Annotated in this window: 21 protein-coding genes; 5 read left to right on the top strand and 16 right to left on the bottom strand. The window is 59.5% G+C overall.

The genetic code is table 11. From position 1 onward, the window contains the following. Nucleotides 1–10 precede the first annotated feature (10 nt). From GR212_RS23490 to GR212_RS23480, 3 genes are read left to right on the top strand one after another with little or no spacing between them, the layout of a single operon-like run. Nucleotides 11–850 (top strand): carbohydrate ABC transporter permease, encoded by an 840-nt coding sequence (locus GR212_RS23490; RefSeq protein WP_163990036.1) that lies wholly within the window; start codon nt 11–13, stop codon nt 848–850. Further along, the gene (locus tag GR212_RS23485; protein ID WP_163990034.1) at nt 847–1,911 is read left to right on the top strand and encodes a Gfo/Idh/MocA family protein; all 1,065 of its coding nucleotides are present in this window, start codon (nt 847–849) and stop codon (nt 1,909–1,911) included. Before GR212_RS23490 ends, GR212_RS23485 begins: the two co-directional genes overlap by 4 nt. 18 nt (nt 1,912–1,929) lie before the next feature. Next, nucleotides 1,930–2,931, top strand: coding sequence for an ABC transporter ATP-binding protein (locus GR212_RS23480; protein WP_163990032.1), 1,002 nt, complete (start codon nt 1,930–1,932; stop codon nt 2,929–2,931). 45 nt (nt 2,932–2,976) lie between these two features. Here the strand turns inward: GR212_RS23480 and GR212_RS23475 are convergent, their stop codons facing one another. The 5 genes from GR212_RS23475 to GR212_RS23455 all read right to left on the bottom strand — a co-directional run bounded on the left by GR212_RS23475 (nt 2,977) and on the right by GR212_RS23455 (nt 6,687). Then, the gene (locus GR212_RS23475; RefSeq protein ID WP_246725913.1) at nt 2,977–3,720 is read right to left on the bottom strand and encodes a DUF6088 family protein; all 744 of its coding nucleotides are present in this window, start codon (nt 3,718–3,720) and stop codon (nt 2,977–2,979) included. Nucleotides 3,721–3,972: 252 nt separating this feature from the next. Further along, nucleotides 3,973–4,791 (bottom strand): Ku protein, encoded by an 819-nt coding sequence (locus GR212_RS23470; protein WP_163990030.1) that lies wholly within the window; start codon nt 4,789–4,791, stop codon nt 3,973–3,975. A gap of 3 nt (nt 4,792–4,794) precedes the next feature. Then, a complete protein-coding gene (locus GR212_RS23465; protein WP_163990028.1) occupies nt 4,795–5,682 on the bottom strand; it encodes a Ku protein in 888 nt (295 codons plus the stop codon). A 262-nt stretch (nt 5,683–5,944) separates the two neighbouring features. Continuing rightward, a complete protein-coding gene (locus GR212_RS23460) occupies nt 5,945–6,427 on the bottom strand; it encodes a cupin domain-containing protein (protein ID WP_163990026.1) in 483 nt (160 codons plus the stop codon). A gap of 20 nt (nt 6,428–6,447) precedes the next feature. Continuing rightward, the gene (locus GR212_RS23455) at nt 6,448–6,687 is read right to left on the bottom strand and encodes a hypothetical protein (RefSeq protein WP_163990024.1); all 240 of its coding nucleotides are present in this window, start codon (nt 6,685–6,687) and stop codon (nt 6,448–6,450) included. 423 nt (nt 6,688–7,110) lie between these two features. Between GR212_RS23455 and GR212_RS23450 the strand changes: the two genes are divergently transcribed. After that, the gene (locus tag GR212_RS23450) at nt 7,111–7,311 is read left to right on the top strand and encodes a hypothetical protein (protein WP_163990153.1); all 201 of its coding nucleotides are present in this window, start codon (nt 7,111–7,113) and stop codon (nt 7,309–7,311) included. Nucleotides 7,312–7,364: 53 nt separating this feature from the next. Continuing rightward, nucleotides 7,365–8,276, top strand: coding sequence for a c-type cytochrome (locus GR212_RS23445; protein WP_163990022.1), 912 nt, complete (start codon nt 7,365–7,367; stop codon nt 8,274–8,276). 2 nt (nt 8,277–8,278) lie between these two features. Here GR212_RS23445 and GR212_RS23440 read toward each other — a convergent pair whose 3' ends face one another. From GR212_RS23440 to GR212_RS23390, 11 genes are all read right to left on the bottom strand, one after another. Then, nucleotides 8,279–8,695, bottom strand: a complete 417-nt coding sequence (locus tag GR212_RS23440; RefSeq protein WP_163990020.1) for a c-type cytochrome — start codon at nt 8,693–8,695, stop codon at nt 8,279–8,281. Then, nucleotides 8,688–9,566, bottom strand: coding sequence for a cytochrome c oxidase assembly protein (locus GR212_RS23435; RefSeq protein WP_163990018.1), 879 nt, complete (start codon nt 9,564–9,566; stop codon nt 8,688–8,690). The genes GR212_RS23440 and GR212_RS23435 overlap by 8 nt, the downstream gene beginning before the upstream one ends. Nucleotides 9,567–9,858: 292 nt before the next feature. Beyond that, nucleotides 9,859–10,461 carry a cytochrome c oxidase subunit 3 gene (locus GR212_RS23430; protein WP_163990015.1) on the bottom strand — a complete coding sequence of 201 codons (603 nt, stop codon included), beginning with the start codon at nt 10,459–10,461 and terminating at the stop codon, nt 9,859–9,861. Further along, nucleotides 10,458–12,371, bottom strand: a complete 1,914-nt coding sequence (gene ctaD / locus GR212_RS23425; protein ID WP_163990012.1) for a cytochrome c oxidase subunit I — start codon at nt 12,369–12,371, stop codon at nt 10,458–10,460. The genes GR212_RS23430 and ctaD overlap by 4 nt, the downstream gene beginning before the upstream one ends. Beyond that, on the bottom strand, nt 12,368–13,336 hold the full coding sequence (gene coxB, locus GR212_RS23420; RefSeq protein WP_163990149.1) for a cytochrome c oxidase subunit II: 969 nt from the start codon (nt 13,334–13,336) through the stop codon (nt 12,368–12,370). The genes ctaD and coxB overlap by 4 nt, the downstream gene beginning before the upstream one ends. 17 nt (nt 13,337–13,353) lie before the next feature. Next, nucleotides 13,354–13,866 carry a c-type cytochrome gene (locus tag GR212_RS23415; protein WP_246725911.1) on the bottom strand — a complete coding sequence of 171 codons (513 nt, stop codon included), beginning with the start codon at nt 13,864–13,866 and terminating at the stop codon, nt 13,354–13,356. A 107-nt stretch (nt 13,867–13,973) separates the two neighbouring features. Continuing rightward, nucleotides 13,974–16,370 carry an FdhF/YdeP family oxidoreductase gene (locus tag GR212_RS23410; RefSeq protein ID WP_163990009.1) on the bottom strand — a complete coding sequence of 799 codons (2,397 nt, stop codon included), beginning with the start codon at nt 16,368–16,370 and terminating at the stop codon, nt 13,974–13,976. A gap of 202 nt (nt 16,371–16,572) precedes the next feature. Continuing rightward, nucleotides 16,573–16,809, bottom strand: a complete 237-nt coding sequence (locus GR212_RS23405; RefSeq protein ID WP_246725921.1) for a hypothetical protein — start codon at nt 16,807–16,809, stop codon at nt 16,573–16,575. After that, a complete protein-coding gene (locus tag GR212_RS23400) occupies nt 16,796–17,374 on the bottom strand; it encodes a DUF2934 domain-containing protein (protein WP_163990004.1) in 579 nt (192 codons plus the stop codon). The genes GR212_RS23405 and GR212_RS23400 overlap by 14 nt, the downstream gene beginning before the upstream one ends. A 27-nt stretch (nt 17,375–17,401) precedes the next feature. Continuing rightward, nucleotides 17,402–17,929 (bottom strand): DUF4142 domain-containing protein, encoded by a 528-nt coding sequence (locus GR212_RS23395; protein ID WP_163990001.1) that lies wholly within the window; start codon nt 17,927–17,929, stop codon nt 17,402–17,404. A gap of 157 nt (nt 17,930–18,086) precedes the next feature. Next, nucleotides 18,087–19,016 carry an NADP-dependent oxidoreductase gene (locus tag GR212_RS23390; protein ID WP_163989999.1) on the bottom strand — a complete coding sequence of 310 codons (930 nt, stop codon included), beginning with the start codon at nt 19,014–19,016 and terminating at the stop codon, nt 18,087–18,089. Nucleotides 19,017–19,154: the final 138 nt, after the last annotated feature.

Genomic DNA, 19,154 nt, shown 5'->3' with positions numbered 1-19,154 from the left:
GGGGCGGCGCATGTCGAAAGCTCGAACGTCACATTTCCGCACCGGCTTCGTCCACCTTGCCTTGATCTCCTATACGATCATCGCGCTTTTTCCGGTGTTCCTCACCGTCATCAACTCCTTCAAGGACCGAGCGTCGATCTTCCAGTCGCCGATGGCCCCGCCGAACCCAAGCAGTTTCAGCCTCATCGGATATGACACCGTTTTGGCTCAGGGCAATTTTGGCCTGTATTTCTACAATAGTGGCGTGGTGACGGTCGCATCGATCTTCTTCGTCCTGCTGTTCGGTGCCATGGCGGCCTTTGCGCTGTCAGAATACCGCTTCCGCGGAAACTGGCTTATCGGCCTCTACATGGCGATCGGCATCATGATCCCGATCCGCCTCGGCACTGTTGCGATCCTGCAGGGCATGGTCGCCACCGGCCTCGTCAACACCAAGACGGCACTGATCCTGGTCTACACGGCGCAGGGCATCCCGCTCGCCATCTTCATTCTGTCGGAATTCATGCGGACGGTCTCCGACGACCTGAAGAATGCCGGGCGCATCGATGGTCTCTCGGAATATGCGATCTTCTTCCGCCTGGTGCTGCCGCTGGTGCGGCCTGCGATGGCAACGGTCGCCGTCTTCACGATGATCCCGATCTGGAACGACCTGTGGTTCCCACTGATCCTGGCGCCTTCGGAAGCCACGAAGACCGTGACGCTCGGTTCGCAGATCTTCATCGGTCAGTTCGTCACCAACTGGAATGCGGTGCTCGCGGCACTGTCGCTGGCGATCCTGCCGATTGTCACCCTCTACGTCATCTTCTCGCGTCAGTTGATCCGCGGCATCACAGCGGGAGCGGTCAAATGAGCTCGCCCGGCGAACCCATCCGTGTTCTCGTTGCCGGACTTGGCAAGATGGGGCGCAGCCACGCTCTGGCCTACGCTGCGAACTCCGGATTCGACGTGGCAGGACTCGTGAACCGTTCGAATGTCGAGCTTCCCGAGGCGCTTAGCGGCCATCGGCTCATTCCTTCCTTCAAGGATGCCTTAGGGGAACTGAGACCGGAACTCTGCTCGATCAACACCTACGCCGACAGCCACGCCGAGTTTGCGGTCATGGCCATGGAAGCAGGCTGTCATGTCTTCGTCGAGAAGCCATTGGCGACCACCGCCGAAGACGCCGAAAGAGTGATTTCCTGTGCCCGGGCCAACGGCCGGAAGCTGATCGTCGGCTACATTCTCAGGCACCATCCGTCCTGGCAGCGCCTCGTCGTCGAGGCGAGGACGCTCGGCGGGCCGTTTGTCTTCCGCATGAACCTCAACCAGCAGTCCTCCGGCAGGGGATGGGACGAGCACAAGGCGCTGCTCAAGTCCACCTCTCCGATCGTCGATTGCGGTGTCCACTATGTCGATGTCATGTGTCAGATCACCGATGCCGCTCCATGCTGGGTCCGCGGAATGGGACTGCGGATGTCTGATGATATCGCACCCGGCATGTACAACTACGGCCATTTCCAGGTTGGCTTCGCCGACGGCTCGCTCGGCTGGTACGAGTCTGGATGGGGGCCGATGATCTCGGAGATGGCGTTCTTCGTGAAGGATGTGATGTCGCCGAAGGGCAGCGTCTCGATCGTTGCCAATGCGGATGGCAAGACGGGCGATGTGGAGACAGCGATGCGCGCCGCGTCCATCCGGCTGCATCGGGCGTCGCTGGCCTCCGGAGGAACATTCGCGGAGCCGGACGAACTGATCGAGATGCGGAACGTTTCGGACCCTCAGGAACTGTGCAATCGCCAAGCGGAGTTCGTCCGAAGGGCAATCCGCGACGATATCGATCTTACGCGCCACATGCAGGATGCCTACCAGTCGCTGCGAATATGTCTTGCGGCGGACGAAAGCGTTCGCACGGGTGCCGTCATCAATTTCTGAATTGTCAGGGGAATAAAGTTGGGAAATCTTCACCTCGCATCCGTGCGCAAGTTCTATGGAACACACGAGGTCCTCAAGGGTATCGACCTGAAGGTCGACGATGGAGAGTTCGTTGTTTTCGTTGGTCCATCGGGATGTGGCAAGTCTACCCTCCTGCGGGCGATTGCCGGTCTGGAGGACATCTCGCAAGGCTCGATCCTGATCGACAATGCCGATGTCTCCCATGCGCCGCCTGCCAAGCGCGGGATTGCCATGGTCTTCCAGTCCTATGCCCTCTATCCGCATCTCAGCGTGCGGGACAATATGGGGTTGGGCCTGAAGCAGGCGGGTACGCCGAAGGCCGAGATCGACCAGCGCGTTTCGCACGCCTCGTCGATGCTCTCGCTCGAGCCGTATCTTGCCCGCCGCCCCGCTGAGCTCTCGGGCGGTCAGCGCCAGCGTGTCGCCATTGGGCGGGCGGTGGTTCGCGAGCCCAAGCTCTTCCTGTTCGATGAACCGCTCTCCAATCTCGATGCCGCGCTGCGCGTGCAGACCAGGCTTGAGATCGCCAAGTTGCACCGCCGCCTCAAGGCGACGATGATCTATGTCACCCACGATCAGGTCGAGGCCATGACGCTTGCCGACAGGATCGTTGTCCTGAGCGCGGGCAAGATCGAGCAGGTGGGCTCTCCCATGGAGCTCTATAACAGGCCCGCCAACCTGTTCGTTGCGGGATTCATCGGCTCGCCGCAGATGAACTTCATCGAAGCTGGCCGCATTGGCATGCACGGCTTGAAAACGCTGGGAATCCGGCCGGAGCATGTGACGCTGTCACGTAACGACGGCGCCTGGCCCGCGACGATTGTCTATGTCGAGCATCTGGGGGCCGATACGATCGTCTATCTCGAATCCGAGACGCTGGGACACGTGACAGCTAGATTGTTCGGCGAGCATGCCTATGCGCCCGACGAACGCGTGTTTGTAAGCTTCCCGGATAGCCATTCGCATCGGTTTGACAGCAACGGAAATGCGATCCTGTGATGACGCGCGAAGACATGCCGGGTGAGACGCAATCGGGATCAGGGCTCAATGAACCCCTGCAGCATTATGCCCTTTCCCTCGCGAACCAGGGTGCTCGCGGGCGGTATCGTCGCCGGGGGCAAGTCGCCGGGTTATCGCGTCCACATATGGGTACATCCAGGCCGGAACGGCATTGATGTTCTCGCGCAGGTCTCGTTCGATTTCGTCCCGATTGGGATTTCCCTCTAAGGACCTCGCGGTGCCATTCACGGCAGCATCAAGAGCGGATGGATCATCGCGAAACCAGGCCAAGGCTTGGATCACGCGCATGGCGGGCCGTCCGGCCCAAAATGCCGTCTTTGCCGAGATACGCTTGAAGTCCAACGTATAGAAGACCGGCCGGGAAGCTTGGAGATCGCCGGCGTTCGCCTCGATTTCTAAGGTTCGAGGATACGTATCGGCGTAGATCGTTGACCGTGCCGGCACAGCCGTTGTCAGACACAGATCATTGGCAGCCGTCATCCCGTCGACCAACACGCGCAGCTTGTCCCGCCTTGCTATGGCATCGATGAAAGAGGACCGTGGTGGAAACACCAGTTTGCCGGTCAACTTGCTGGTTCCGGGTTTGTCATAGAGTCCGCGATATGGGCGGCGGATCTCGCCTCTGTTCGACAAACGCTGCAGTGCCTTTTCGACAGCGTTCGGGGTCGCGATATCCAGGAAATCCGCGCGCGACCACACGCCCGATGGCGCAGCCCGCGCAATCCGGTCAAGAATGCGGTCCTGGGTGTCCGATGTAGGGTCTGGCATTTCCTCAATGACCTTTCTGACCGAAGAATATATACAAAAATTGGTCAGTAGCAAGCTGACCAAAAATTCTACATAAAAATTGGTCACAAAGCGCCCCTCGTAGTGGCATTAAGCCCCGGAAAACGAGATGAACTCCAGACTTGGCAGCCACCTCGCGGATGCGGAGACGGAAACGTCATATGACAGCTTCGCCGCCTCGGCCGTCTTGCTGAAATCGACCAAGGCAGGAGAGCCTAAGGGCTCAAACCGGACTCATCCTGCCTTACGCGATTTCAGTTCCTTAGCGACCGACTTTTTCAATGCATCCATGATGTTGACGACGTTACTTTTTTCCTCGTCATTATTCTTCGTTGACTTAGAGGCACTGGCTTTGGTCGGCTTCTTAGCCTTCTTTTTGTCGGCGATCAGCTTCAGCAAGCTTTCCTGGATCGGATCCGACGCCATGTCAGGTGACCAGTCCTTCAGGCGCTTCTTGATGACCGTTTCGATAGCCGACACGCCCTTGGGATCCGACTTTTTGTCAATAACCGTGAAATACTCGCTTTCAGGGCGGACTTCATCGCCAAAACGAAGTGTCCAGACGACGATGCCTTCGCCCCGTGGTTCAAGGAGGACCGCCCGCTCGCGCCGGCCCAGGACGACACGGGAAATCCCGACAACATCCTCAGCTTCCATGGCTTGGCGGATCACCGCGAAGGCCTCGTCACCGATCTTGTCGTTCGCCGTGAGGTAAAAAGGCGTCTCCAGATAGACCCATTCGATGCTTCCGCGCGGCACGAACTTCTCGATGTCGATGGTCCGGACCGTCTCAAGCTCGACGGACTCGAGGTCCTCGTCAGTCAAAATCACATAATTGTTCTCGCCGCGCTCGTAGCCCTTGGCCTCTTGCTCGTCCTTTACGGACTTACCTGTGACACTGTCCACATACTGGGAGACGACCCGGTTACCCGTATCCTTGTTGAGCGTATGAAAGCGCACCTTTTCGGATTCAGACGTGGCCGGGGTCATCGCGACGGGGCAGGTGACGAGCGAAAGCTTGAGATAGCCTCTCCAGTAGGGACGTGGTGCCATTGATCAGCTCGCTTTCCTAACTGCGGGTTTCGCACGCGTCCTGGATGCCTTGGCAGCCGTAGCCTTTTTCCCCGGGTTGGCATTGGCTGCCTTCGGCTTCTCCGCCGAAGCCTTATCAAGGCCGGCGCTTTCTCGCAGTGCCTTGAGGAGGTCGTTGGGTTTGGAAACCTTGATGGGCTTTGGCTTCGGAAGGGTCTTGCCTTCCGCTTTTGCCTTCACCAGCGCCGCGAGTGCATCCTCGTACCGATCATCGAACTTCGCCGGATCGAACTCGCCCTTTTTCGTATTGATGATGTGCTTGGCAAGATCCAGCATCTCAGCCTCGACCTTGATCTTTGCCACATCTTCGAAAGCTTCCTTGGAAGACCGGACTTCGTAGTCGAAGTTCAGAGTAGTGGCGATGATGCCCTTGCCGTGAGCCCGGATGACGACGGCCCGCATCCGCCTGAACAGGACGGTTCGGGCGATCGCAGTCGCACTAGTTCTGCTCAAGGCATCCCGAATGCTGGTGAAGGCGTCGTGATCGGCATCATCCACCGGAACGAGGTAGTACGGCTTGTCGAAATAGACGTCATCGATCTTTCCGCACGGGATGAAAGCTTCGGCCTCGAGCATCTTGTCAGAATCCGGAATGACCCCTGCCACCTCCTCGGGATCGATCATGATGTAATCCCCGTTCCCGGTCTCGAAGCCCTTTACCTGTTGCTCCCGTTCCACCGGCTCCTCGGTCTCGCTATCTACGAATTCGCGCTTCAGCCGGTTTCCCGTCGTCCCGTTGATCATATGAAAGCTGATCCGCTCGGACGTAGACGCAGCGGTGTAGAGTCCAACAGCGCAACTCAGCTCACCAATTTTCAGGTGGCCTTTCCACTGAGCGTGATGTGCGGCCATCTTCGTCCCTCCAACTCGTTGGAGGATAAACTCGAACGGCGCCGACTTGGTTCCCGAGCGGCTTCTCCCTCGACGGCCTAGGCGCTGGGCAGTCCGTTAAGCTGTTGTGTCATGCGTTGTCGGTCTTCAGCGACGGAGTCGGCGTAAAGCTGCAGGCTGGCGAGATCGAATTCCCAAAGCCCTTCAATCATCTCCATCTGTCGAAGTCTTTGTACAAGATCTCGGCGCCCCTCGGGGTCTGGCTCCTTAAAAAACGTTGTTTTCATCGCCAGGCCCTCAGCAGGTCACCCATGGACCCGAACAGCGGGTCGGTGTCAGGAACCGGCAGAGATGAAATCCTCTCGAGCATCTCGGTCGTAGCGGCGGCTGTCTGAATGTCAGCGTGCTGACCTTTCGGATAAGCGCCAAACACCTGAAAGTCTGGTGACGACCCTAAGTTCCGATGCCCTGTCCCCGCAGGCAGTATGAGACAATCACCCTTCGAGACTTCGAGGGACCGTCCGGCCGGACCGCCGATCAACAGCGTAGCCCTGCCTCGGCCTACACCGAGCACCTCATGGGCGCCGGAATGGTAATGCTGGTAATCGAAGACGCCGTCTCGCCAAATATCTGCCCAATCATTTCCAGCAAAAGCGCTCTCGAAATCCGGTGACGCTCCCAAAGCGGCCCGGTAGATCAGAACGGGCAGCTTTTGGTTGTTCGGAACCCAGTCACTCGGTTGGAAAACTACTCTCTCGGCGTTCATACCACGTTTTCCTGTCAGGATTATTCCTGCTTCCCCGAGCCTGGCTCGTCGCTCTCGTCGGTAAGGGACGGCAGGAATGTTTGGACGTCACGTCTCCCGCGATCAGACAACACCGCAATACGCTCATTCCAGAACGCAGCTGCTGCTGGCGGATCGCCGTCCCAGTCGCGCGAGGATCCGAGGTTGTCGTCGATCACTGCCACCCGGCGTCCGCCCAAGGCCAGATATTGATCGGCCAGAGCTTTTGACGCGTTTTCCATGATCTGCCTCCACCGGTTGTTGCCAGCGATTAACCCTTGAGAAGCGCCACTGGTTCCATCTTCCGCAAAGCCTAAACGGCGAAGTATCTGGGTCCCTGTCTTACCAGTAATCTTCATGAGGCAGCCCAGCTCGCGAAGGCAGATGCGGCCATCCTGTCGCGCGGTCCACCCTAACAGCGGCGCGCTGGCATGGGCGCGATCTGGAAAGCCTGCGGGCACCATTTGGAGACCGCACCTCGGGATACGATCCAGAAGCGTTCGTATGGATTGGTCGATGGGCAAAGCCCACCTTCAACTGAAATCTCAAAGGTAGCGGCTTTACTGGCGCTGGAGAGTGATCAAACGGAACATCGTGTCGATTGCGGCGCCGTCCGGAACTTTCACCTGTCCCCTCAGTTAGTTTCGATCGAAGAGGACGAAAAGATGGGTATGAATTCACCAAAGGACGGAGCCCCGGGCACGACGGATCAATCACCGCGTTGGGAAGGCCCCCAGGAAAACACGCCTAAAGGTTACCTTCCGGCGAAGGACAATCCCGACAAGGATCGGGACGCCAATGGCGAAAGCAATGGCGATCCGGAGGTCAAGAAGGTTTCCGACGCTTTCAAGACGAAAGACGACTGATCTTGTCACAGTCGGGAGCTGCGCAACCCTTGGCTGCCCATGGCATACAGCGTATGCCATGGAAAATTGCTCTCGCGGCCATTCTCTGCGCAGCTGCCGCGGCAGCGGCCGGTTGGTATTTAACTGCAGCCCGCCCGCCGTTTTCGGAAGGCGATCGGCAGTTCGACGGTGCCGGTGACGTCGTGCATGGTCAACTGATGTTCGCGGCCGGCGACTGCGCGTCCTGCCATGCGACACCGGGCCAGTCCGATCGCCTGAGGCTCGGCGGCGGCATGGCGCTTGCCTCACCATACGGAACCTTTCGCCCGCCCAATATTTCCCCAGATCCGGTGGACGGCATCGGCAAGTGGACGGCCGTCGATCTGACGAACGCGCTTGTCGGCGGTGTGTCGCCGCAACATGAGCACTATTATCCCGCTTTTCCCTATACAAGCTTTACGGGCATGACTGCCACCGACATCCGGGATCTCTACGCGTATCTCATGACACTTCCCAAAGTCTCGGGCCGGGCACCGCCGCATCACCCTTCGATCCTGTTTCGCATTCGCCGGTTCGTCGGATTCTGGAAGCTGCTGTTTTTTCGAGAGGGTCAATCGGGGGGCCGGCTGAGTGGCGAGCCGGTCCATGATCGCGGCGCTTATCTTGTCGAGAGCGTCTCCCACTGCGCCGAATGCCACTCCAGCCGGAACGTCTTCGGTGCCATCAAACCCGACACCCGGTTTGCCGGAGGAGTCGATCCGCAAGGGACAGGGTTCGTGCCCAACACCACGCAGCAGAACCTGGGCAAGTGGAGCGAGCGAGACATTGCAACGATGCTAAAAACAGGCGATACGCCTGACCATGGCCGTGTCGGATCGTCGATGGCCGACGTCGTGACCAACACGGCCATGCTGCCCGACAGCGATCGCGATGCGATTGCGCGGTACATCAAGGCCCTCCCGGCCGTGCCGACGCCCCATCCCTAACCTCAATGTGCGTAGAGGTAGGCGGCAAGGTCCTTGGCTTCCTGCTCTGAGATGCCGGTGTTCGGCATCGCGGTCTGTGGCGAAAAGCTCTGCGGCGAAACGATCCATGCAACAAGGTTGTCGGAGCGGTTTTCCAGCACGCCGGCGATATAAACGTGTTTGGATAACCCGATGAGTGGCGCGCCGGTTTGGCCGTCCGCCCCCGGTATGCCCGGAATGGTATGGCAACCCGAACAGCCATAGCGACGAAAGAGGGCGGGAGCGCGCGCGGGATCGCCACCGGTCAGCGCCACAGCTGCGGCCGTCCTTGTCTGATTGTCGCGTATTGTATTGGTAACGACAAAGGCGCTCAGCCCCGCAGCAATAGCGGCGCCAGCCCAGACTATGAGGCGAGGGGCCAAGCCAGCGACATCAGGCATTTTGTGCTCCTCTCACGCTGGAGCGGCGAATCCAGAGCGCCAACATCGTCATTGCCGCGGCTGCGTAAATAGTGCCGGCTGGCACCCACATGATCATGCCGGCCAATTGCTGATCCTCCAGAGGAGTCAGCCCCCAAGCAGACGCAGTTTGCGTCTGAGCGATATAGAGGACCCGCGGCGCGAGCGCCATCAAAGCCCCGAGGATGCTGGTGTGCACCATCGTTACAAACAGGTGCCAGGCGGCGGCGCCGTAGTCGCTTTTCCAGACGACCGCCCACCAGAACAGAACCGCCGTCGCGAAAAAGCTGAGGTGCTGGAGGCGATGCATAGCGGTATTGGTCACGGCTGCATCGAACAGGAACGGCAGGTGCCAGCCCCAGATGGCGACGCCATGAATGACGGTGGCGCTGGCCGATCCCGTGCACCAATCCCATGCCTGCCGAATGAGAGGAGCCCGCATGGCAGCGCCCAAGCCATGACGCGCCCGTTTTGGCATACCCCACAGAATGAGACCGATCGGGCGTGCAAGCACGATCAACGGCGCCGAGACGGCCATGACGATCTCGTGCTCGATCATATGAAAGGTAAAAAGGTGCTCTCCGAGCCAGTGGAGCGGCGAGATGAGAGCACCCGCCAAAGTCAGCATCCCGCCGCAGAAGAACAGGTCTGGCCAATGCATCGGACCAAAGCGGCGTGACCGGCGCGAAAGCTTGATGCGTCCTGAGACATAGAGAATGCTCATCACGACAATCGGCAACACGATCCACGGATCGAACGCCCAGCTCATGGTTGTCGCGTGAGCATCGTCACCATGCGCCATTGCCGACACAGCCGTCGTCAGAAAGATCAGGGTGCAGATCAGCGTTGACATGGATCCAGCAGCATCGACGCCGCCCCCTGCAGTATCAGCGCGAAGACAAAGGCGCATGCGATTAGAAATCCGGCATCGACAACAAATCGCTCCGTCCGGCCGGCAGGTCTTGGCGATAGGCAAGAGGCAGTCGCTCCCGCAGCCGAAACCAACACGAGAGTCGAACAAAGCGCGGGCGTCCAGGGCGCATGCTGGCGGCAGTCGATATAGGGGGTGATTTGTCCAAGCTGCGTTGTGACCGCCTCGGCCAGCGGTGGGATGACAAGTCCGCAATATCGCATCCAGGTTCTGGTCATAGGCGCGGTACCCAATAAAGACAGACATACATCGGCAACCATGTCGCGACCACGAAGTTCCAGTACATGGCGTTGTCGCTGACGTCGCCGTAGCGCCGAGGGTTGTCGGCATGCCTGGAAAACATCAGGCAGGTCAGCACCAGCGTATCGATCAGGTCGGTCAGTATATGGGTCGTGTGCAGCCCCAGCATCACCCAGACGATGGAACCGTAGGCATTCTGATCCCACGAGATGTGCATCGCCGGAAATTCGAAGATACGAACGATGAGAGGCGCAACCCCGAGCAGCGACATGATGATCAGGCCGATGCGCACCTTCGCCAAATTCTGCTGACGCGCCCAGCGGGCAATCAGAATGTTGGGAAGCAAGCTGGCAATCAATAATGCCGTCAGAGCCGTTCCGGGCAGCAGATCTGGAAGCGGTGCATTCAACGGCCAGTGCGGTGCGAGGCTCATGAGGTAGAGGTAAACGACGATCGACAGCGCAAAGCCGGTGCCCTCGATCAGCATGAAGGCGAGCGTTCCCCACCAAGTCAGGCTTGCGGTGCCAAGACCGTGGGGCGGAAGTTTCGACAGGTCGAGCACCACGGACTGTTTCATGCGTCATCCTCCGGAGCGCCTTTCGGCCAGAACCAGCCGATCAGCGCAACCGACACAGGGATCGATCCCCAAACCACCGCCCAGGGCGTGAAGATCGACCAGATCAGCAGCACCGTGGTTGCGAGCGCCGACCAGAGCGGCCAGATCGAATGTCCCGGTGTTGACTCGCGCGCCTCCGGAAGCGCTTCGACGACGCTGGTAACGATCAGTTCGCGGCGGTCGACCGACAGGCCGGAGGCAACGGGAAGCGTTTCGGCATTATCAGACAGCGGTTCGAGACTACCGACCACCGGCAAGCGCGCGAAATTATAGGATGGCGGCGGTGACGATGTCGCCCATTCGAGCGTCGACGCACCCCAGGGATTGTCCGGCGCCGCCGGACCGGATGCGGCACTGCGAATAGCGTCGATAAAAAACAGCAGGAAACCGGCCGCGAGGATGACGGCACTCAGGCTGACGAACATGTTCAAGCCGGACCATGGCATTTCCGGCTGGTAGGTATAGATACGGCGGGGCATTCCCTGCAGCCCGAGGATATGCATGGGAAAGAAGGTGAGGTTGAAGCCGGCAAAGATCAGGCCGAACACCCAGCGGCCGACCGTCTCGCTCATCATGCGTCCGGTGATCTTCGGGAACCAGTAATAGATCGCCCCGAGCAGCGGAAACACCGCGCCGCCAACCAGGACGTAATGGAAGTGAGCAACCACGAAATAAGTGTCGTGAACCTGCGTGTCGAACGGCACGGAGGCCACCATGACCCCGGTCATCCCGCCGATGACGAAAATGACCATGAAGCCAATGACGAACAGGAACGGTGTCTTGAACACTGGTCTGCCGGCCCACACTGTCGCCAGCCAGCAGAATATCTGCAGACCAGCAGGAATGGCGATCGCCATGCTCGACGCCGTAAAGAAGCTTTCGCCCAGACGCGGCAGCCCGGCGACGAACATGTGATGCACCCACAGCCCAAAAGCCAAAACCCCTGTCGCGATCAAAGCCATCACCATGGCGAGGTAGCCGAAGACGGGGCGTCGCGTGAAGGTCGCAACGATCGTCGAGACCATACCGACCGCTGGCAGGAAGATGATGTAGACCTCCGGGTGGCCGAAGAACCAGAACAGGTGCTGCCACAGTAATACGTCGCCGCCTTCCGCCGGATTGAAGAAGTGGGTGCCGACCAGTCGGTCGAGGATCAGCGCCGAGCTGGCGATCATGATCGCTGGCATCGCCATGATGATCAGAAACGATGTGACCAGCATCGACCAGACGAACAACGGGATCCGGTCGAGCGACATGCCGGGTGCGCGTTGCTTGAACACGGTGACGACGATTTCGACCGCGACCGCCAGCGCCGAGACTTCGGTAAACGTGATCATCTGCGCCCAGATGTCGGCGCGTTTTCCAGCAGCATATTGCGGTCCAGATAGCGGCACATAGGCAAACCAGCCGACGTCAGGGCCGGTATCGACCGCAAAGGCGATCCACAGCAGCAGCCCGCCGGCCAGATACATCCAGTAAGAGAACGCGTTGAGGCGCGGGAAGGCGATGTTGCGGGTGCCGACCATCAGCGGCACCAGATAGACGGCCGTCGCCTCCATCACGGGCACGGCAAACAAAAACATCATGTTGGTGCCGTGCATGGTGAATATCTGATTGTAGCGATCCGGACCGATGAACCGCGCTTCGGGCTCGGATAGTTGCAGCCGCATCGCCATCGCCAGGAGCCCACCGAGCGCCAGGAACACGAAGGCCGTCACGATGTAGCGGCGGCCGATGATTTTATGGTCGACGGTCGAAAGGGCGCCCCACAATCCCCTGGGTGTCGACCAGGTCGCTGAAAGACGGTGGTCGAGCTCGATCTCGCCCAATCCGGTATCGCGCAGATCCTGGCCGTCCTCCCTGATGGTCATTTAAGGCTCTCCATATAGGCGGAGATATCCCGCAGCTCGACGCTGGTAAGGGGAACCATCGGCATGTTGTTGCCGGGCTTGAGGGTCTGCGGATCGGCAATCCAAGCCGCAAGCGACCCGCGTGTGGTTTCGAGAAGCCCGGCCGCAATCGTCTGACGGCTGCCGACATGGGTCAGGTCGGGGCCGGTGGTGCCGATGGCCCGAGTACCGCGAACCGTGTGGCATGCAGCACAAGGTTTTGACAGAAAAGCGAGCTTTCCGGCGGCAGCGTCGGGGTCGGTCGGCATCACGCCGTTCTCACGTTGGACCGCAATCCAGCGCTGATAATCCGCAGGCTCATCGGCAATGACCATCATCGCCATGTGAGTGTGCTGGAGCCCGCAAAATTCGGCGCACTGACCGCGATAGATGCCGGGCCGTTCCGCCCGCAGGAGAAGACTGTTGCTGCGTCCCGGCACGAGATCCTGTTTGCCAACAAGGCTCGGCACCCAAAACGAATGCACGACATCGGCACTTTCGAGCTGGATCCGAACATCCTGTCCGACCGGGATATGGATCTCGTTCGCCGTCTGGAAGCTGAGCGCCGGATTGGCGTCGGCGTAGATGACCTGCCACCACCACTGCTGCCCCCTGACGGTGATCGTCAGTGCTGCGTTTTCCGGCAAGCCGATACCGCGCGTGGTGTAAAAGCTTGCGATCGTCAGACCTGCGATAATGATAACCGTCGCGGCAACGGCACTGCCAACGATCATCGTCACGGGCCGTTCACGGGGCTCGCCGCTGTCGCCGGACCGTTTCCGCAGCAGTGCCCAGCCGAGCACGATCATGACCAGGAGCCAGACGACTGCGCAGATCAGGGTTATGCCGATGATGAGATGCTCGATATGGATCGCGGGAGCGCCTTGGGGATGCAATGCCGACTGGTTGCCGCTGCCGCCAGCGACAGCGGCGATGATCGACAGCATAAGGATGCGGGCCGCTCTCAAGGGGAGGGCCCCTGATCGGGATGGGCGCCGACCGGTCCTTCGTTGAACAGGATTTTCGCGGGCGCCCGGTTCTCGGCCGGCCGCATCTGTCGGTCGTCCCTGCGACCCGTCGCGGCCACTTTGGCCGAATAGGCGCCGATGGTCTGGACATAGCCGGCCAGTTGCCAGATCTGTTCGATCGTCATCCGGTCGCGAAAGGCCAGCATGCCGTGCGGGCGACCGTCGCGGATCGAAGCGACAATGGACACCATCTCGGGGCCGTACAACCACCAGCCATCTAGGAAGGAAGGACCTGTGTTTCCGCGCCCGTCGCCGTGACAGGCTGAACATCCGAACCAGGCATAGAGGCGCTGACCCTGGCTGAGATTATAAGCGTCGCTTTCGTAAGGTTTCCCCTCAGCAAAATAACTCTCGGGCGGCGCGCCACTGATGCCATTGGACATCAGCCGGATCCGGTCAAGATCGGCGGTGACAGGTGGATCGGTACGTAGTTCCCGTGGCTGTCGCATCCAACCGAGCAAGGCCCCCCCGGCGGCCAGTAGAAGAAGGGCTGCCAGATACGGCCACTTTGCGTCCCTGATCCCCCCGAACATCATGTGCTCACCTAGCGGCCCCCTCAATCATGTGGGATTTCCGCCGATCGGCTGAGACGCACCGGAAGGAGCTTGTAAGATGGCGTCTTTGATTTTGGATCATGGTGAGCCAGCGGAAAGAGCGGGTTCGTCTCAGGATAATACGCCCCGCAACAGCCCCTGGTAATATCGTAGGGGACGATCCGCAACCCCGTCACTCTGCGGACGTTGTTGGCCTCGATCGCGGTGGTCACATCCACGCTCTCGCCGTCCGTGAAACCCAACCGAACGATATCCTCCGGGTTCATGAAGACGATTTTTCGAGTACCTTCCACGCCGCGAAAGCGATCGCTGTACCCATAGATCGTGGTATTGAACTGGTCGTTCGACCGCAGGGTCGCAAGGTGGAGGACGTCGGTGCTCTGCGCCGTCGAAAAGTCCGGAAACAGTTTCTCCGGCGTCAGAAAGTTCGCCTTGCCGCTCTTCGTCACCCATTTGCGTTCGCGCGCCGGCAGCGGTCTCACGAATCCACCCGGCGTAAACAGACGTTTGTTGAAATCCTTGAACGTCTCCGGGTAGGTTTGCTCGATCGCATCGCGGATCTCCGCGTAATTCCCGACCCAGCTGTCCCAGGGAACCTTGGTCTTGCCGAGTGTCGCCTTGGCGATGCCGGCGACGATTGCCGGCTCCGAAAGGAGCTCCGGGCTTGCCGGTTTCGTCTTGCCGCGCGACCCGTGGAAATGGGCGATGGAGCTCTCCATCGAAACGGCCTGCGGACCACTCGCCTGCTCGTCCAGTTCGATGCGACCGAGGCAGGGCAGCAGATAAGCAATCTCACCGTGAACCACGTGGCTGCGATTGAGCTTGGTGGCAATCTGCACGCTCAGACGCAGCTTGCGCCATCCGTCTTCCATCGCAGTCGTATCGGGCACCGCTCGCAGGAAGTTGCCGCCGAGGCTGATGAAGGCCCGGGATTGTCCGCTCATGATCGCCTCACAGGTCTCGACCGTCGAGCGGCCTGTCCACCGCGGCGGTTCGAAGCCGTAGAGCTCGGAAAGCTTGTCGAGCGGCGCCAGTCCCGGTTTCTCGGTAATGCCGACGGTCCGCTGTCCCTGGACGTTCGAGTGACCGCGGACGGCACAGATACTGGCACCCGGTTTGCCGATATTGCCGCGCAACAGTGCCAGATTGCAAACCATATGGACGTTCTGCACGCCCATGAGCTGTTGCGTCAGGCCCATACCGTAGACCATCATCACCGCATCGGATTTGGCGTAGGTGGCCGCGGCCTGTGTCATCTGATCCCTGGTGAGGCCTGAAACCCGCTCCAGTTCTTCCCATTGGTGGCCGCGTGCGGCATCAGCAAACTCCTCGAAGCCGGTGGTGTGCTCCTTGATAAAATCGTGATCGAGCACGTGCTTCTTGTCTGCAGCCGCAATCGATGCAGCAAAGGCAATCATTGCGGCATTGTCCGGATCCTTCGGTTTGCCGTCGTCACCAGCGACACGGCTTTGATGGGAGGCTTTCAAGGCATCGTCGGCTTCGATAAGCGCCTTGCAGACGCCAAATAGTGCTGCGATATCGCCGCCGTTGTTGACCTGGTAATATTGGGAGGAAATTATCGTTTCCTTGCCGATAAGCATTTGCGTCGTCGATTGCGGGTTGACGAAGCGTTCGAGGCCGCGTTCGCGCAACAGATTGAAGGTGACGATCTTGACGCCACGATCGACGGCATCCTGGAGATCGTGAAGCAGGCGCGGCGACGATGTGCCGACATTCTGTGCGATGTAGAAGATGCAATCGGTATTCTGGAAGTCCGATAGGACGGCTGTTCCGACCGACGCGCCAATACTTTCGGGAAGGGCGACCGAAGAGCTCTCGTGGCACATGTTCGAGCTGTCGGGCATGTTGTTGCTGCCGTAGATGCGGGCGAACAGCTGATACATGTAACTCGTTTCGAGCGATGCCCGACCCGACGTGTAGAAATCGACCTGATGGGGGTCGAGGGCGCGCAGCTCCCGACCGATCTCTTCGAACGCCTCGGCCCAGGCCACCGAAACATATCGATCGGTAGCTGAGTCCCAGCGCATCGGATGCGTCAACCGACCCTGCTCCTCAAGGTCGTGATCGTCCCAAAGTTCCAGTTCGCGAAGAGGATGTTTATCGAAGAATGCCCGGTCGGCACGTCGCGACGTCACCTCCCAGGCCGTGGCCTTGGCGCCGTTTTCGCAGAATTCGAGTGGATGGGTTTTCGCCGGTTTTGCCCAGGCGCAACTCACGCACATGTAGCCTTCCGGCTTGTTCTGCGTCGACAGCAGCTTGGGTCCACGCAGCGCGATATGCTCTTTCAGGACGATTTCGGCGACGGATTTCGCTGAGCCCCATCCGCCGGCAGGCCCGGAATAAGCTTTGGTTTTCGGAAGGCGGGTTTTTGATGTCATATCGGCCTCACACGGGAAGAAGAGGCGAACCGGCTTGATTGCGTGAACTCCTCGGAAACCAGGAACCTCTGGTGCTCCATCAAGTTCCGGCGTGCTTCGAAACGCCGCTATAATGGTGCCGGCCCGGATCGTTGCTCTGATACGGCATTTTCTCCAGTCTCGCCGCGCTCCTGGCGATCATTTCCGTCGCCATCGCGCACCTCTATCCTCGGAATTCGCCCTCGTTCATGTCGCGCTCGTCATAATTGATGTCCCAGTCCCTGGTGTCTTTGTCCTTGCCAGGCGTTTTCTTGTTGACTGTTGCGTCATCGGAGTGGGTGATGACGCGCGGTTTAGCGCTGCTGACACCGTTGTTGGACCCGCCAGCATGGCTGCTTTCGGACTGTCCTCTGGCGTCCTGCTCGATCTGCGTTTTGGACGGTTTTTCATTTTTTGCCACGTCTGGCCTCCCGAGCTGGTAATGTGGTTTCAATTGTTTCATCGCTCTCCGCGATTGCCTGGCGAAATCCCTTGTCTGCCTCCTTCACCAGCTTCTTGCGGCGCCGGTTGGCGACGAGGTCATCGGCAGCGCGCGCATCATCCGTTTCCGGCGGAATAGGTTCGGGGCCGTCACTTCCGAGCTCGCCCCATGACGCATCCCATGGGACACCTTCCACGAGTTCGATAAAGATCGGCCTGCCGCTGTCTCCATTGTGCGAGTTGGCCAGTTTGAAAGCCGCGTCAGGCTCCATTTCCTCACCCGGGAATATCGTGTCATCTGCACCTGGCTCAGCAATCTTGCGCACGTAGCCGCGGATCTGGTCGCCCGAGTGATAGAATTTGATCACGAGCGATCTGGCTGGCGCGGCGCCGGGCGAATATCGGAGGAAAGGCGGTCGGTCATGCGAGGCATCGAAGTCAGCCTCCCCGGCCTTGTACCAATGCGCGAGATCCCGGCCTTCGGGGCGTCCCTCGCTTTCCCAGATCTGATAGGCCCGCAACCTTCTTGTCTCTTCGTCGATCATGGCTTGTCTCCCGGAATTTCCGCAGCGCTACTTGTTCAGGTCCTTCGCCATCATCAGATGATGTTCCAGAGCGGGTCGGGTACTCACGGCCCACGCCTTCAGGTCGGCATTGTCGCCTTCATCGCCGTAGCGTTTGAACAGGTCGACGGCGTCTTCGTGAACCGATTCCTGATCAGAGTGATATTGCTTGTTGAAGTCCGCCCCCTGGAGACCGTTCAGCGTGTCGAGCATGCTCTGCTGGCTGGACGTCATGGCGGTGGGAAGGGGAGCCGTGACCTTTCCGCTTGTCACCAGCCCTTTGAGTTCGTCGGTGGTCTTTTGATGATCTGTGACCATCTGCTGTGCGAAGGCTTTCGTCGCATCGTCACCGCGTTCGATGGCAAGTTTGCTCGAGGCGATCTCGAACATATCGCTGGTAGCGGCTTCCTTGACGAAGTCTTCCGTCTTTGGGGCAACGCCGATCAGGGAATTGACGCCGGTCTTCTCGGCGGCGGACTGGGCGAAGGCCGGGCCTGCAAGAACGAGGGCGAGCGTAGCGATAGCAAGATGTTTCATGGGGATCTCCTAGATTTCTACCCCGTAAACGGTCCGTCGACCCGAGTGTTCCGTCAAATATCCGGGATTGGATATATAAACACATCGCCGAGGACGCCCGCGGCAACCACGATGAGACGCACCGTCCGAAATTCCGTCCGGCGCGTCTGAAACGGTTTCAGTTGACAACTTTCAGGACGACCTTGCCGCGGATGTGTCTCTCATTGAGGGCCGCCTGCGCTTCTGCGGCCTCATTAAGCTCAAAGGTGCTGGCGATCACGACCTTGACCTTGCCTTGATCGATCAATTCCGCGATCTCTCGCAACTGAGCGCCGTTTGGCTGCGCGGTGTAGCGGCCGACGCGAATGCTTAATTCCGCAGCGCGCGCCTTGTCCGGCTCCTGCAGCGTGGAAATCAACGCACCTCCCGGCTTGACGACATTGAAGCCACGCTCCTGCGTTTCACCAGCGATCAAGTCGAACACCAGGTCCACCGGCTCGATCACGTCCTCGAACTTTTCGGACTTGTAATCGATCACCTGATCGGCCCCGAGATCGCTTACGAACTCCTTTTCGGACGCCGATACGGTTGTTGCGACCCAGGCGCCCTTTGCCTTGGCGAACTGAATGGCGAAATGGCCAACACCGCCAGCGCCACCGTGGATCAAAACATGCTGGCCCTGCCGAAGACCGCCATGGTCGAAGAGACCCTGCCAGGCGGTGATGCCGGCGAGCGGCACGGCGGCTGCGCCGACCTGGTCCAGTGATTTTGGTTTCGCAGCCACCTCGTCAGCCCGTGCCAGCACGAATTCCTCGTAACCTCCATGTTCTGGCGAGAGAAACGCAAAGACCTCGTCGCCGATGAGGAAGCTTGAGACGTCGTCGCCGGCGGCGGCGATTTGTCCGCTGACATCGCGCCCGAGCACATAGGGCAGGTCCTTCTCGGTGACCACAGGATACTTGCCCTCGCGCATCTTCGCATCGACCGGATTGACGCTTGCGGCAAAGACTTTGATGAGGACTTCGTTGGCAGACGGGGTCGGCCGATCGATCTCCTCGATTGCCATGACTTCCGGACCGCCGAATCGATGAATGCGCACAGCCTGCATGATGAAACTCCTTTGATGGTCGGGATTGTTCGTTCTTCAACGGAAACCGCACTGCAAAGCGATTGTTCCCTGGCAGTCGGCGCGCAGGGAACAACTCGGCTGATGATCGGTTTCGCCTTGCAAACCGGAGGCACCAAC

The organism is Martinezella lusitana, assembly GCF_010668395.1.
GTDB classification, from domain to species: domain Bacteria; phylum Pseudomonadota; class Alphaproteobacteria; order Rhizobiales; family Rhizobiaceae; genus Rhizobium; species Rhizobium lusitanum_A.
Note: the sequence above shows the minus strand (reverse complement) of the source record. Positions and strands in the feature narration are given on the sequence as shown.

Coding starts and splice junctions, on each gene's coding strand:
- GR212_RS23490 (WP_163990036.1), top strand. CDS start 11: ATGTCGAAAGCTCGAACGTCACATTTCCGCACCGGCTTCGTCCACCTT.
- GR212_RS23485 (WP_163990034.1), top strand. CDS start 847: ATGAGCTCGCCCGGCGAACCCATCCGTGTTCTCGTTGCCGGACTTGGC.
- GR212_RS23475 (WP_246725913.1), bottom strand. CDS start 3,720: ATGCCAGACCCTACATCGGACACCCAGGACCGCATTCTTGACCGGATT.
- GR212_RS23470 (WP_163990030.1), bottom strand. CDS start 4,791: ATGGCACCACGTCCCTACTGGAGAGGCTATCTCAAGCTTTCGCTCGTC.
- GR212_RS23465 (WP_163990028.1), bottom strand. CDS start 5,682: ATGGCCGCACATCACGCTCAGTGGAAAGGCCACCTGAAAATTGGTGAG.
- GR212_RS23460 (WP_163990026.1), bottom strand. CDS start 6,427: ATGAACGCCGAGAGAGTAGTTTTCCAACCGAGTGACTGGGTTCCGAAC.
- GR212_RS23455 (WP_163990024.1), bottom strand. CDS start 6,687: ATGGAAAACGCGTCAAAAGCTCTGGCCGATCAATATCTGGCCTTGGGC.
- GR212_RS23450 (WP_163990153.1), top strand. CDS start 7,111: ATGGGTATGAATTCACCAAAGGACGGAGCCCCGGGCACGACGGATCAA.
- GR212_RS23445 (WP_163990022.1), top strand. CDS start 7,365: ATGCCATGGAAAATTGCTCTCGCGGCCATTCTCTGCGCAGCTGCCGCG.
- GR212_RS23440 (WP_163990020.1), bottom strand. CDS start 8,695: ATGCCTGATGTCGCTGGCTTGGCCCCTCGCCTCATAGTCTGGGCTGGC.
- GR212_RS23435 (WP_163990018.1), bottom strand. CDS start 9,566: ATGTCAACGCTGATCTGCACCCTGATCTTTCTGACGACGGCTGTGTCG.
- GR212_RS23430 (WP_163990015.1), bottom strand. CDS start 10,461: ATGAAACAGTCCGTGGTGCTCGACCTGTCGAAACTTCCGCCCCACGGT.
- ctaD (WP_163990012.1), bottom strand. CDS start 12,371: ATGACCATCAGGGAGGACGGCCAGGATCTGCGCGATACCGGATTGGGC.
- coxB (WP_163990149.1), bottom strand. CDS start 13,336: ATGCTGTCGATCATCGCCGCTGTCGCTGGCGGCAGCGGCAACCAGTCG.
- GR212_RS23415 (WP_246725911.1), bottom strand. CDS start 13,866: ATGCGACAGCCACGGGAACTACGTACCGATCCACCTGTCACCGCCGAT.
- GR212_RS23410 (WP_163990009.1), bottom strand. CDS start 16,370: ATGACATCAAAAACCCGCCTTCCGAAAACCAAAGCTTATTCCGGGCCT.
- GR212_RS23400 (WP_163990004.1), bottom strand. CDS start 17,374: ATGATCGACGAAGAGACAAGAAGGTTGCGGGCCTATCAGATCTGGGAA.
- GR212_RS23395 (WP_163990001.1), bottom strand. CDS start 17,929: ATGAAACATCTTGCTATCGCTACGCTCGCCCTCGTTCTTGCAGGCCCG.
- GR212_RS23390 (WP_163989999.1), bottom strand. CDS start 19,016: ATGCAGGCTGTGCGCATTCATCGATTCGGCGGTCCGGAAGTCATGGCA.